Here is a 12,781-nt window from a genome sequence, read left to right as displayed (position 1 = left end):
TCGGCGTCAAACTCACCACCCTGCGCCCCGAACAGGCCACCTACATCGGCGTCGACGTCGACGGCCCGTACAAGCCCGACCACTACCGCTACTGAGAGGCAGCCATGATCAACCTCTTTCAGCCCCAGGTGGGTGCCGAGGAGCTCGAGGCTGTCGCCGAGGTCTTCCAGGACCGCTGGCTCGGCCACGGACCCCGGACCAAGGCCTTCGAGGCGGCCTTCGCCGAGCACCTGGGCGTCGCCCCCGAACACGTCGTGTTCATCAACTCGGGCACGTCGGGCCTCTTCCTCGCCACGGAGCTGCTCGACCTCGAGGAAGGCGACGAGGTCGTCCTGCCCTCGCTCAGCTTCCTCGCCGCCGCCAACGCGATCGTGACCAGCGGCGGCCGCCCCGTCTTCTGCGACGTGGACCCGCGCACCCTGAACCCCACCCTCGAGGACGTCGAGCGCGTCCTCACCGACCGCACCAAGGCGGTCGTCGTCCTCCACTACGGCGGCTACCCTGGCGACATCGTCCGCATCGCCGAGCGCTGCCGCGAGCTCGGCATCACGCTCATCGAGGACTCCGCCTGCTCGGTGGCCTCCCGCGTCGACGGCAAGGCCGTCGGCACCTTCGGCGACCTCGCCATGTGGAGCTTCGACGCCATGAAGGTCCTCGTCACCGGCGACGGCGGCATGATCTACGTCAAGGACCCCGAGCAGGCCGCCCGGGTACGGCGCCTCGCCTACCACGGGCTCGCCCAGCCCAGCGGCTTCGGCTACGCCAAGGTCTCCGCCCGCTGGTGGGAACTCGACATCCCGGAGCCCGGCCGGCGCGTCATCGGCAACGACCTCACCGCCGCCATCGGCTCCGTGCAGCTGCGCAGGCTCCCCGAGATGGTGACCCGCCGCCAGGAGATCGTCGCCCTGTACGACCGGGAACTCGCCGGAATCGAGGGGCTGCTCACTCCCCCGGACCTCCCCGAGGGCCACGAGTCCACCCACTACTTCTACTGGGTGCAGATGTCCCCCGAGATCCGGGACCAGGTCGCCGGCGACCTGCTGGCCGACGAGATCTACACGACGTTCCGCTACGCGCCCCTGCACAAGGTCCCGACGTACGGCACGCCCGACACCCGGCTCCCGGCCTCCGACTGGGTCTCCGACCGCACCCTGTGCCTCCCGCTGCACCCCGGCCTCAGCGACGCCGACGTGCTCGCCGTGGCCGCGTCCCTGCGCAAGGCCATCGACGCCCGCACCGCGGAGACGGACCCCCAGCGCTGACGCACCCGTACGCGGGGGCGGGAGGAGTGACCCCACCCCTCCCGCCCCCGCGTACCGCTTTCGCGTGCCGCCGGTCAGGCGACGATGTCGATCCGCCCCATCTGCCCGCCGGACGAGTGGCCCAGCCGGTGGCAGTGGTACAGGTACTGGCCCGTGTACGGGCCCCAGGTCATGGCGCGAAGGGCACGACGGGCGCAGGCTCCGCCGTGGCGAGGGAGCCGGCCGCGGCCTCGGCACCGGTGCCGGTCAACCGGTCCCACGGGAACAGGGCCGCCGCTCCTCCGGCGGCCGCCACCTTGAGGGCGTTACGACGATTCGGCCTGCACGGATCCGGATTCTCTCCGAAGGGACGCGGCACCGGCCCCGGCCGCCCACGGCGCACCGGCCGCGAACACGAGCAGCACGGCGGCGAGGGCGCAGAGCCGCAGCGCCGTGACGGCGTCCGCGGCGACGACGGCCCCCAGCGGCCCGCCGGCCACCGGGGAGAAGGCCCGCGCCACGAGCACCAGCGGCACGGTCACCACCGCGCCGGCGGCCGTGGCGGCCGCCGCGAAGCCCAGCTGCGCGGGCAGCGCACGGCCGCCGGACCCCACCAGGCGCCGCAGCAGCCGCGCGGCGAGCACCAGCAGCGGCAGCATCAGGCAGAACGCGACCGTGACGAGGGCCAGGAACAGCCCGGGCCGGAAGGCCGCCGGCTCGACGGGACCCGAACCGTGCCACCAGGCGTGGTCACCCGGCTGCGGCGCGGGCGCCTCGGTGCGGGGGTACACGGTCCACGCCACCGCGAAGGCCTGCGCGAAGGCGAGCAGGCCCAGCGGCAGCCGGCGCAGCGCCGAGCGGAGCCGCAGCACCCGCCCTCCCGCCGCGCCCCCGGAACGGGCCCGGGCCCGGGGCCCGGCCGCCCGGCGCCGCCCGGCCGCCGCCACCAGCTCCTGGGCGACCAGACTCACGCCCCCGCCTCCGGCGGAAAGTCGGTGGTGCGGGCCAGCGCGTCCCACTCCTCCCAGAGCGCCAGCCGGCCGCGCAGCACGCTCGGCGCCAGGTCCGCGGCCCCGTTGCCGAGCAGCACCCGCAGCGGCGGCTCCGCCACGCCGACCAGCTTCAGCAGCGCCTCGCCCGCCTTGCGCGGATCGCCCGGCTGGAGGTGCGCGTAGGCACCCGACAGACCGTGCCGCCGCTTGGCGAGCACCTCGTCGTACGCGGCCTTGGGCGTGGCCCGCACCATGCTGCCCGCGCTCCAGTCGGTGCGGAACTCCCCCGCCTCGACGAGCGTGACCTTGACGCCGAAGCCCGCGACCTCCTGGGCCAGCGTCTCGCTGACCGCCTCCAGGGCCCACTTGCTCGCGCAGTACATGCCGAGGTTGGGGTACGTGGTGACGCCCGCGATGCTGGACATCTGCAACAGGTGGCCGCCGCCCTGGCGGCGCATCACGGGCAGCACGGCCTGGGTCACCCAGAGCGCGCCGAAGAAGTTCACGTCGAACTGGTCGCGGACCTGGGCCTCGCCGACCTCCTCGACGGCGCCGGCCAGACCGTACCCCGCGTTGTTGAGGACCACGTCGATCCGCCCGGCGCGCTCGGCCGCCTCGGCCACCGCGGCGAACACCGCGGCCCGGTCGGTGACGTCGAGCGCCACCGGGACGACCCGGTCACCGAAGCGCTCCACGAGGCCGTCCAGCGCCGCGCCGTCGCGGGCCGTCGCGACGACGGTGTCGCCGGCCTCCAGGACGACTTCGGCGACGGCCCGGCCCAGCCCCCGCGAAGCCCCGGTGACCACCCATACGCGCGGCTGCGACATGCACACTCCTCGACGCTCAACTACGTGACCTCCCGGCAGGGTCCGGCCCCGTGCTGGAAACGGACTCGAGGCAGCCTCGCGACGGCCGCGCCAGGACGCCTGGACCGGGATCCCGCCTCCCCACCATCGGACCTCGATCGGGCATCGAGCGGGGTTTCCCAGGCTCGGACGACAGCAGGTCGCGAGAGGCGGGCGGCGCCGGCGCCGTACCGGAAGCACAGCAGAAGGACTCACCGTGAAGGACACCCAATGAGCCGACGCGTCGTCATCACCGGAATCGGCGTGGTCGCGCCCGGGGGGGTGGGCACCAAGGAGTTCTGGTCCCTGCTCACCGCCGGAAGGACCGCGACCCGCGCCATCAGCCTGTTCGACGCCTCCCCTTTCCGCTCCCGCATCGCCGCCGAAGCCGACTTCAACCCGCTCGACCACGGGTTCACCGCCGAGGAAGCCCTCCGCCTCGACCGCGCCGCCCAGTTCGCGCTCGTCAGCGCGGACGAGGCCCTGCGCGACAGCGGACTCGCCGGCGCGGAGCTGGACCCGACGCGCACCGGCGTCACCCTCGGCAGCGCGGTGGGCTGCACCACCGGCCTGGACGTCGAGTACAACGCGGTCAGCCGGGGCGGCAGCACCTGGCAGGTCGACCACACCCTCGCCGTCCCGCACCTGTTCGACTACTTCGTGCCCAGCTCGATGGCGGCCGAAGTGGCCTGGCGCGTGGGCGCCCAGGGCCCGGTGTCCATGGTCTCCACCGGCTGCACCTCCGGGCTCGACGCCATCGGCCACGCCGTGGAACTGATCCGCGAGGGCAGCGCCGACGTGATGGTCACCGGCGCCACCGAGGCCCCCATCTCCCCGATCACCGTCGCCTGCTTCGACGCGATCAAGGCCACCTCTCCGCGCAACGACGACCCGGAGACCGCCTCCCGCCCCTTCGACGCCACCCGCAACGGCTTCGTCCTCGGCGAGGGCTCGGCCGTCCTCGTCCTGGAAGAGCTGGAGAGCGCCCGCAAGCGCGGCGCCCACGTCTACGCCGAGATCGCCGGCTTCGCCGGCCGCTGCAACGCGTACCACATGACCGGACTGCGCGCCGACGGCGTGGAGATGGCCGAGGCGATCACCGTCGCCCTCGACGAGGCCCGCCTCGACGCCTCCGCCGTCGACTACATCAACGCCCACGGCTCCGGCACCAAGCAGAACGACCGCCACGAGACGGCCGCCTTCAAGCGCAGCCTCGGACAGCGCGCCTACGAGGTCCCCGTCAGCTCCATCAAGTCGATGATCGGCCACTCCCTCGGAGCGATCGGCTCCCTCGAAGTCGCCGCCAGCGCCCTGGCCATCGAGCACAACACCGTGCCCCCGACGGCCAACCTGCACACCCCCGACCCGTCCTGCGACCTGGACTACACCCCGCTCACCGCACGCGAGCAGCGCACCGACACCGTCCTCAGCGTCGGCAGCGGGTTCGGCGGTTTCCAGAGCGCCATGATCCTGACCCGCCCGCGCCTGGGAGATGCCGCATGACCACCGAGACCGCAGCCCGTCCCGGCGCCACGACCCCCGCCCCGGCCGCGGCGCCCGTCGTCACCGGCATCGGCGTCACCGCCCCCAACGGGCTCGGCACCGAGGCCTGGTGGGCGGCCGTCCTGCGCGGCGAGAGCGGCATCCGCCCCGTCGGCCGCTTCGACGCCTCCCCGTACCCGGCCAAGCTCGCCGGGGAGGTACCCGGGTTCGACGCCGCGGCACACATCCCCAGCCGGCTGCTGCCCCAGACCGACCACATGACGCGGCTCTCGCTGACCGCCGCCGACGAGGCCCTCGCCGACGCGGGCGTCGACCCGTCCGAGCTGCCCGACTTCGCCGCCGGGGTCATCACCGCCAGCTCGGCGGGCGGCTTCGCGTTCGGCCAGAAGGAACTCCAGGCCCTGTGGAGCAAGGGCGGCCAGTACGTCAGCGCGTACCAGTCCTTCGCCTGGTTCTACGCCGTCAACAGCGGCCAGATCTCCATCAAGAACGGCCTCCGCGGCCCCAGCGGCGTCCTCGTCGCCGAGCAGGCCGGCGGCCTCGACGCGGTGGCCCAGGCCCGCCGCCAGGTCCGCAAGGGCGTACAGCTCGTCGTCACCGGCGGCGTGGACTCCTCCATCTGCCCCTGGGGCTGGGCCGCCCACCTCGCCGGCGGCGAGCTGAGCACCAGCGAGGACCCCGCCCGCGCCTTCCTGCCGTTCTCCGCCGAAGCCGACGGACACGTCGCCGGAGAGGGCGGCGCGCTGATCGTCCTGGAGGACGCGGCCGCCGCCCGCGAGCGCGGCGCCGAGATCTACGGAACGGTCGCCGGCTACGCCTCCACCTTCGACCCGGCCCCCGGCTCGGGCGCCGCGCCGCGCCTGCGCGCCGCGGCCGAACTGGCCCTGCGCGACGCCGGCCTCACCCCCGCCGACGTCGACGTGGTCTTCGCCGACGCGGCGGGCCGCCGCACCGCCGACCGCGAGGAAGCCGAAGCCATCGCCGGCCTCTTCGGGGAGTACGCGGTGCCGGTCACCGCCCCCAAGACGATGACGGGCCGGCTCGCCGCGGGCGGCGCCTCCCTCGACCTGGCGGCCGCCCTGCTCTCCCTGCGCGACCAGGTCATCCCGCCCACCATCAACGCGGGCACCCCCGCCGAGGACTGCCCGATCGACCTCGTCACCGAGGTCCGCCGGCCCGGACCGCTCCGCACGGCACTGGTCCTGGCCCGTGGCCGGGGCGGCTTCAACGCCGCCATGGTGGTCCGCGCCACCCGTTAACGGCGTTAACGCCGTTAACGCCGTTAACCCGCACTCTCCAGAGCCAGGAGGACCGTTGCCCCCCATCGACCCCGTCGACCTCGCCCGCACGATGGCGCACGTGCCCACCCCGGTCACCATCGTGACCACCGTGGACCGGGCCGGACAGCGCTGGGGTTTCACCGCCAGCTCGTTCAGCTCCCTGTCCCTCGACCCGCCCCTGATCCTGGTCTGCCCGGCGAAGACGGCCTCCTGCCACGAAGCCTTCGTCACCGGCACCCGGTTCCTGGTCAACGTCCTGGCGGCCGAGCACGCCGACATCGCGAGCAGCTTCGCCCGCTCCGGCCACGACAAGTTCGCCGGCAGCCCCATGGAGCCCTGCGAGCTGGGCCTCCCGGGCCTGCCCGACGCCACCGCCCGGATCGCCTGCACCCTCCACGACGTACTCGACGGCGGGGACCACAGCATTCTGGTCGGCCGCGTGGAATCCGTCTCCGCCGGCGGGGCCGAGCCGCTGGTCTACTACAACCGCCTCTTCACCCGGCCCGGAGCGAGCCCGGCCCTGGCGTCCACCCGGTAGAGGCCCTCATCCAGGAGAGAGCAGTGACCGAACGATCCCCGTCCGCCCCGCAGCTGCGCGAGGTCGCCGAAGACGTCTACGCGTACATCCAGCCGGACGGCGGCTGGTGCCTCAACAACGCGGGCCTGATCACCGCGGGCAGCCGCCCCGCCCTGATCGACACGGCCGCCACGGAGGCGCGCGCCAAGGCGCTCAAGGACACGGTCGCGCGGGTCACTCCGTACGCTCCGGGCTTCGTGATCAACACCCACCCGCACGGCGACCACACCTTCGGCAACCGCCTCTTCGCCGACGAAGCGGTGATCATCGCCCACGAGGCGACCCGCGCGGAGATGGACCTCGCGGGACTACACCTCACCGGGCTGTGGCCGGAGGTCTGCTGGGGCGACGTCGGCGTCGAACTGCCGACCCTCACCTTCCGCGAACCGATCACCCTCCACCTCGGCGACATCCGGGCCGAAGTGATGCACCTGGGCACCGCCCACACCAAGAACGACTCCGTCGTCTGGCTGCCCGAACAGCGGGTCCTGTTCACCGGCGACATCGTGATGTCCGGCGCCACGCCCTTCTGCCTCACCGGCTCCGTCTCCGGCTCCCTCGCCGTCATCGAGAAGCTGCGCGCCCTCGCCCCGCGGACCATCGTCTCGGGCCACGGCCCGGTCGGCGGCATCGAGCTCCTCGACACCACCGAGGCCTACCTGCGCCACGTCCAGGAGCTGGCCGCCGCGGGCATCGCCGCGGGCCTCACCCCGCTGGAAACGGCACACGAGGCCCACCTCGGCCCGTTCTCCGCCCTCCTCGACAGCGAGCGCCTGGTCCCCAACCTCCACCGCGCCTACGCCGAGGCCGCGGGCGCGGAACCCGGCCACCCGCTGGACATCGCGGAGCTCTTCTCGGAGATGGTCGCCTTCCACGGCGGCCTCCCCGCCTGCGCGGCCTGAACGACGCCGGGGCGTTAACGCCGTTAACGCCGTTAACGCCCCCACGTGCGGTTCGCGTGCGTTCAGCAGTGCGCTTCACATAGGCTGAAGGCACCATGAGCGAGACGAACGAACAGGCCACCCTCTTCGCGGCGGTCGACGCCCTCCTCGAAGAAGCAGCCGCCCAGGACGGGCTCCCCACCCCCGACGAGCGCAAGCGCCTGCGCGAAGCCGCCGGCCTCAGCCAGGACCAGATCGCCAGGGCCCTCGCCGTCCGCCGCGAAACCGTCACCTCCTGGGAAACCGGCCGCACCGCCCCCCGCCCCCCCAAACGAGCGGCCTACGCCCGCCTCCTGGAAGGCCTGGCGTCCCTCCACCCCATTAACGCCGTTAACACCGCCCCGCCCCCCGCCGGAACCCCGCAGCCGGAACACCCGACCGTTAACGCCGTTAACGCCGTTAACGCCACCACCCCCGCACCGGCCCAGGCCCCGCAGCCGCCGATCGTTAACGCCGTTAACGCCACCCCCACGCCGGCCCAAGCCCCGGAACCGGCGCCGCCCACCGTTAACGGCGTTAACGGCGTTAACGCCGTTAACGCCTCCGCGCCCTCCGCGCCGGACACCCTTAACGCCGTTAACACCCCGCCCTCACCCCAGGCGACCGTTAACGCCGTTAACGCCGTTAACGCCCCGCCCCACCCCCGGGCGACCATTAACGCCGTTAACGCCCCCCGCGCCCGAGCCACCCCCAAGCCCCCCCTCCCCCTGTCCGGCAACGGCCCGTTGGCCGTCCTCGACGGCACCGGCCACGCCCACGCCGCCGGCGGCGTCCTCCTCCCCCACCCCACCTCCAACCTCCCCGCCCTCATCACCTGGGCCCTCGGCCCCGACGCCGACCTCCGCGCCCCCCGCCTCCACCGCAACGGCAAGGACGGCGACCCCCTCCTCGTCCTCACCGCCCCCGCCGTGGAACGGCTCGGCCTCCCCCTCACCCTCGAAGACCGCCGCGCCCTCCGTCTCCCGGACAACCACCCCGCCGTCCGCGAGCTCACGAAGGCCAAATGGCAGCTGACCCGCCGCGGCTTCGGCCCCTGGGCCCGCATCTACCGCCCGGCCTCCCCCACCACCGGCCGCCAGTGCGTCCAGCTCGCCGTCCTCCCCTGGGGCGCCCTCGACGGCCGCGCCTGGGGCGAGGACACCGCGGACCTCTCCGCCCCCGAACTCGCCGAGCTGCTCACCACGTACGCCGCCCGCGTGCTCACCCCCCGCGGCTCGACCGCCGTCACGGGCCTGGAACTCATGACGGCCCTGCGCCCGCCGACCCGAGCCGCCCGCAACCCCGACACCAACGCATGGGAGTCCGCCCCCGTCGCCGGCTCCCTCACCCGCCCCGTCGACCCGGCCCCCCCGGAGGCCCCCGACGAGCACCCGGTGGTCGCCTCCCTCTACCCCCGCTCCCACCAGCGCACCCCGGACCAGGTCCTCGACGAAGAGGCCTACGACTGGATCCGCGACCCGGAGCTCCTCACCGACACGGAGTGCGCCGCCACCCACGCGGTCGGCATCGACGTGAACATGGCCTTCGCCGCGGCCGCGAACCGCCTCACCGTCGGCCTCGGCCCCGCCACGCACACCCCGCACCCCCGCTTCGACCCGAAGACCCCCGGCTGCTGGCTGGCCGACCTCTCCGCCCTCCCCCACGACCCCCGGCTGCCCAGCCCCTTCACCCCCCACGGCAAGCCCCCCACCGGCCCGGCCTGGTACGCCACCCCGACCCTGGCCTACGCCCAGGAACTCGGCCACGACGTCCGCCCCACCGAAGCCTGGCTCCGCCCGGACCACGCCCCCTACCTCGACGCCTGGTACACCCGCCTCCGCGACGCCTACATGGCCACCATGGCCGACCTCGGCGTCACCCCCTCCCTCACGGAGCCGGAGTTCCTTGAGGCGATGTCCACGCACAAGCAGAACAACCCCCTCCCCACCTCGGTCCTCTCGGCGATCAAATCCACCGTCAAGGGCGGCATCGGCAAGCTCCGCGAACGCCCCCAGGGCGCCGGCTACCGACCCGGCGAACCCTGGCCCGCCCTCGAACGCCCCACCTGGCGCCCTGACATCCGCGCCGCCGTGATCTCCACGGCCCGCGTCAACATGCACCGCAAGATGCTCAAGCTCTCCACCGCGGCCGGCCTGCACCCCATCGCGGTCCTCTCCGACTGCGCGGTCTACCTCTCCCCCGGCCCGAGCCCCCTGGACTTCCTCCCCCGCACCCCCGACGGCAAGCCGCTCCCCGGCGGCTTCCGCCTCGGTGTCAGCCCGGGCATGGTCAAGCACGAAGGCACCCAGCCCCTCCTGTGGGCCGTCGGCATGCTCGACGAAGGCCTCAACCCCGCCCGCCACATCAAGGGCCACGACGCAGCAGCAGACGGCGAGTAACCACACCCCATGTCCGACATCTCAGACAGCCTCACCAAGGCCGACGAACCGCACTTCACCCGCCCGATCCCCAAATCAGCAGGCGCCCAAATGCGCTTCCTCCTCAAACAGCTCAAATCAACAAAAAAAGTCGCAACAACCCTCAACATCTCCCAACGCACGGTCGAGCGCTACGTCAAGAACCAGATCAAGCAGCCCAAGCCCGAACTGGCCGCCCGCCTGGAGGCGGAGGTACGCCGCCGCTGGCAGCCCCTGGTCCGCAAGCGCGCCCGCGACCAGGCGGCCCGCACCACCGGACTGGTCGTCGAGACCCGCGCCCGCTTCGGCTTCACCGCCGCCCCCGGCACCACGGACGACGGCCGCATGCGCCGCATCACCCAGCACCTCCCCCCGGAGTACGCACAACGCCTCTTCACCGCCCAGGAATCCGGCGCCACGGAAGCCCAACTCCGGCACATCACCGCCGAAGCACTCCAGGAGATCTACTTCAAGGACAACGGCGCCCGCGCCACGTCCCTCCTGGTCGAATTCACCGACATCGACTACATCGACTTCGCCTTCTAAGAAGCCCCAAACACCCCTCAGCGCCCCCCAAACCCAAAGAGGGTCCCGGGATATACCCGGGACCCTCCAACGCGCTCACAACCCCCTCAGAGCCCCCTCAGGGGCCCAGGGCACGGCCTCACCCCACGGCGTGCAACGTCCTCCGCCGCTTCGACTCCGCAGCCTTCTTCGCAGCGGCCTGCGCCGCCCGCTTCTTCCGCTGCTCCGCCAGCTGGTCCTGATATGCCGCCACCGCCTGGTGGTAACTGGCGACATACCCCCGGGCGTCCAGCCGCTCCTCGGCCGGCATCCCGTTCACCGCGGCGACGGCGTCCTCGAAGGAGTTGTACCCGGCCAGCATCGGATTGATCTGGTAGACCCCGTTCCTGACCTTCCGCACGAGCTTCGCGAGCTCCAGGCTCCGCAGCGCCGCGTTGACGCTCGGCCGGCTCAGCTCCAGCAGCCCCCCGATGGTGGCCTGATCGATGAGGATCCGCCCCCCGGGCTCACTCAGCGAACGCAGCTTCAGCAGCACGCGGTACGCCGCCGGCGGGAGGTCGAGGTCGGAGAGAAGCCCGTCGGCGTTGACCGCAGCGAATCGCAAGGTGCTCACTGAGCTGTCCCTTCTTCCTTGCGCTGCGCCCGGCTCAGCCGACGCGCAGCGCGCTCCTTGGACCGTTCGGCCCGCAGTTCCTCGATTGCCTGCCGCATGTGGTCCAGCGACGGGAAGCGCACCAGGTCGGGCAGACTCGTATCACTGCGAATCTGCGAGATGGTGCTGTGCTGCTCCACCTTCACGAACTCACCCGCCGTCTCGGTACCCGGGATGAACTCAGCCACCCGGTAACTGTAAGGCGGGTTGAACTGGTACACACCCCGCCGCACCTTGAAGACGATCCCATGAGACATGACAGTGTGCAGTGCCTCCGACGTCTTTGTCCGGCTCACGTCCAGGATCGTAGCCATCTCCTCCTGAGTAAGCGGAATCCGCCCCCCCGCCCGCTGACAGGCGATCAGCAGCAGGATGAGCCTCAGGGGCAAGGCTTCCCTGAAGTACTGGGCAATCACCAGAAAAAACTCAAGGCTGTCCATCGAAAACGCATTTGGCTGACTCTGCGTCCCGTAGAACTCCAGCGGCTTGCGCTCGCCGTCCAGGGTGAGCTTCCGACTGGGGTACCGCTTCGCGAGGCTGTCCAGATCCTTGACCGGAGCCAGCGGCTGACTCCAGGCCGAGATCGCGTCATCAACGGGGAGATCAGGACGCGGCGCGCGCGACGGACTCGGCCGACGGCGCTGTGGCTCTGATGACACGAGGATGCTCTCCACTTCGTTGATCTGCAGAGAGAGTATGTCAACAAGGGTGACACTAATGTCACGCTCGTTGACGTTCGGCGTGTCTTGTGTCCCCCCAGGAGGGACACATCTCGGCCACAGCCGCTTCCGGCCCCCTCCCGGCGCCACGACCCAACCACACCCTCCCCTCCCGCAGTTAACCGACGTATCTCCCCAAGAACGTCAGCCTCCCCGACGTTTTAGCCGAAAAAGCGTCAGCCACACTGACGTTTTGCAGCAGTTCTGTCCCCCTACCAGCGACACATCCCCCGAGTTATGTCCCTTCTGAGGGGACATAACTTTCCCCCCGCACCCCACCTGACCTGCGACAACGCATCTCCGTACCTTCTATAGGCCGTCAGCTGCCGCGCTCCCCAACTCGAAGACCCCAACAAACCCCCAACCCACCCCGCCCCCCAACAGCCCGACCCCACAACCCCGACACACCCTCCGCCCGGACACGGTGTCCATAACCACGCAGAATCTGACTGATTCCTATCTCTATCCCCAAACCACTTTGAATCACAGCCCCCCACCCCCATTAACGCCGTTAACACCCTCCAGCCCTCCCCCAGCAGAGATAGGCCACCTCTGAAGTCCAGCTGAAGACCCAAAAGCGCACCTCTGAACCTGAATCTTGATCGTCGCCCCCACCCAGCTCCGACCCACCCGGCCCTCGCCCCGGACCTTCCGCCGCCCCTGGGAACACCCCGCCATCCCCAATCGGCTTACCCCCACCCTGGTCTGCTAGAGGTTCGAAAACATCCGCACTCACCACGCCGGCCCAACCCATGCTCCCAAACCCCAAGGCACCGAGGTGGAACTCTGCCCAAGTGGGCCATAGTCCGAAGCGAAGCGCAGGACTCTGGCCCACAGGGCCGACCCTGCTCGGCGCAGCCGAACCCCCCGAACCCCCCGAGCGCAGCGAGGTACATCCCTGCCCAGGCCCGCAGTAGTTCGGAGCGAAGCGGAGAACTCCCCCGTCCAGAGGGCGGGCTCTGCTCGGCGCAGCCGAGCCCACCGAGCGCAGCGAGGTACATCCCTGCCCAAGCCCGCAGTAGTTCGGAGCGAAGCGGAGAACTCCCCCACCCGAAGGGTGGGCTCTGCTCTGCGCAGCAGAGCCCACCGAGCGCAGCGAGGTGGAGTCCC

At 71.6% G+C, this 12,781-nt stretch carries 12 protein-coding genes; 8 read left to right on the top strand and 4 right to left on the bottom strand.

Translation table 11 applies throughout. The features are described from left to right. Positions 1 to 95 (top strand): adenosylhomocysteinase (locus ACFV0Q_RS28465; protein WP_385009217.1); only part of this gene is annotated, 95 nt, incomplete at its 5' end. 9 nt (positions 96 to 104) lie between these two features. After that, a complete protein-coding gene (locus ACFV0Q_RS28460; protein WP_385009216.1) occupies positions 105 to 1,262 on the top strand; it encodes a DegT/DnrJ/EryC1/StrS family aminotransferase in 1,158 nt (385 codons plus the stop codon). Positions 1,263 to 1,567: 305 nt separating this feature from the next. On the opposite strand, the gene ACFV0Q_RS28455 is transcribed toward ACFV0Q_RS28460, so the two are convergent. Next, a complete protein-coding gene (locus tag ACFV0Q_RS28455) occupies positions 1,568 to 2,212 on the bottom strand; it encodes a hypothetical protein (RefSeq protein ID WP_385009215.1) in 645 nt (214 codons plus the stop codon). Next, positions 2,209 to 3,060 (bottom strand): oxidoreductase, encoded by an 852-nt coding sequence (locus ACFV0Q_RS28450; protein WP_385009214.1) that lies wholly within the window; start codon positions 3,058 to 3,060, stop codon positions 2,209 to 2,211. The genes ACFV0Q_RS28455 and ACFV0Q_RS28450 overlap by 4 nt, the downstream gene beginning before the upstream one ends. A 249-nt stretch (positions 3,061 to 3,309) precedes the next feature. On the opposite strand from ACFV0Q_RS28450, the gene ACFV0Q_RS28445 reads away from it, so the two are divergent. The 6 genes from ACFV0Q_RS28445 to tpg all read left to right on the top strand — a co-directional run bounded on the left by ACFV0Q_RS28445 (position 3,310) and on the right by tpg (position 10,321). Then, positions 3,310 to 4,581 carry a beta-ketoacyl-[acyl-carrier-protein] synthase family protein gene (locus ACFV0Q_RS28445; protein ID WP_385009213.1) on the top strand — a complete coding sequence of 424 codons (1,272 nt, stop codon included), beginning with the start codon at positions 3,310 to 3,312 and terminating at the stop codon, positions 4,579 to 4,581. Beyond that, the gene (locus ACFV0Q_RS28440; RefSeq protein WP_385009212.1) at positions 4,578 to 5,840 is read left to right on the top strand and encodes a ketosynthase chain-length factor; all 1,263 of its coding nucleotides are present in this window, start codon (positions 4,578 to 4,580) and stop codon (positions 5,838 to 5,840) included. Before ACFV0Q_RS28445 ends, ACFV0Q_RS28440 begins: the two co-directional genes overlap by 4 nt. A 55-nt stretch (positions 5,841 to 5,895) precedes the next feature. Next, positions 5,896 to 6,399 (top strand): flavin reductase family protein, encoded by a 504-nt coding sequence (locus ACFV0Q_RS28435; protein ID WP_385009211.1) that lies wholly within the window; start codon positions 5,896 to 5,898, stop codon positions 6,397 to 6,399. Between the two features lie 23 nt (positions 6,400 to 6,422). Beyond that, entirely contained in the window at positions 6,423 to 7,340 is a 918-nt protein-coding gene (locus ACFV0Q_RS28430; protein WP_385009210.1) for an MBL fold metallo-hydrolase, read from the top strand. A 95-nt stretch (positions 7,341 to 7,435) separates the two neighbouring features. Beyond that, on the top strand, positions 7,436 to 9,757 hold the full coding sequence (gene tap / locus ACFV0Q_RS28425) for a telomere-associated protein Tap (RefSeq protein ID WP_385009209.1): 2,322 nt from the start codon (positions 7,436 to 7,438) through the stop codon (positions 9,755 to 9,757). 9 nt (positions 9,758 to 9,766) lie between these two features. Then, a complete protein-coding gene (gene tpg, locus ACFV0Q_RS28420; RefSeq protein WP_385009208.1) occupies positions 9,767 to 10,321 on the top strand; it encodes a telomere-protecting terminal protein Tpg in 555 nt (184 codons plus the stop codon). A gap of 118 nt (positions 10,322 to 10,439) precedes the next feature. Here tpg and ACFV0Q_RS28415 read toward each other — a convergent pair whose 3' ends face one another. Both ACFV0Q_RS28415 and ACFV0Q_RS28410 read right to left on the bottom strand, forming a co-directional pair. Then, positions 10,440 to 10,913, bottom strand: a complete 474-nt coding sequence (locus tag ACFV0Q_RS28415; protein WP_266582070.1) for a MarR family transcriptional regulator — start codon at positions 10,911 to 10,913, stop codon at positions 10,440 to 10,442. Continuing rightward, positions 10,910 to 11,626, bottom strand: coding sequence for a hypothetical protein (locus ACFV0Q_RS28410; protein ID WP_323188313.1), 717 nt, complete (start codon positions 11,624 to 11,626; stop codon positions 10,910 to 10,912). The genes ACFV0Q_RS28415 and ACFV0Q_RS28410 overlap by 4 nt, the downstream gene beginning before the upstream one ends. Positions 11,627 to 12,781 lie beyond the last annotated feature (1,155 nt).

The sequence above is a fragment of the Streptomyces sp. NPDC059564 genome (assembly GCF_042735575.1).
Taxonomy (GTDB): Bacteria; Actinomycetota; Actinomycetes; order Streptomycetales; family Streptomycetaceae; genus Streptomyces.
This window is presented reverse-complemented; position numbering and strand designations above follow the sequence as displayed.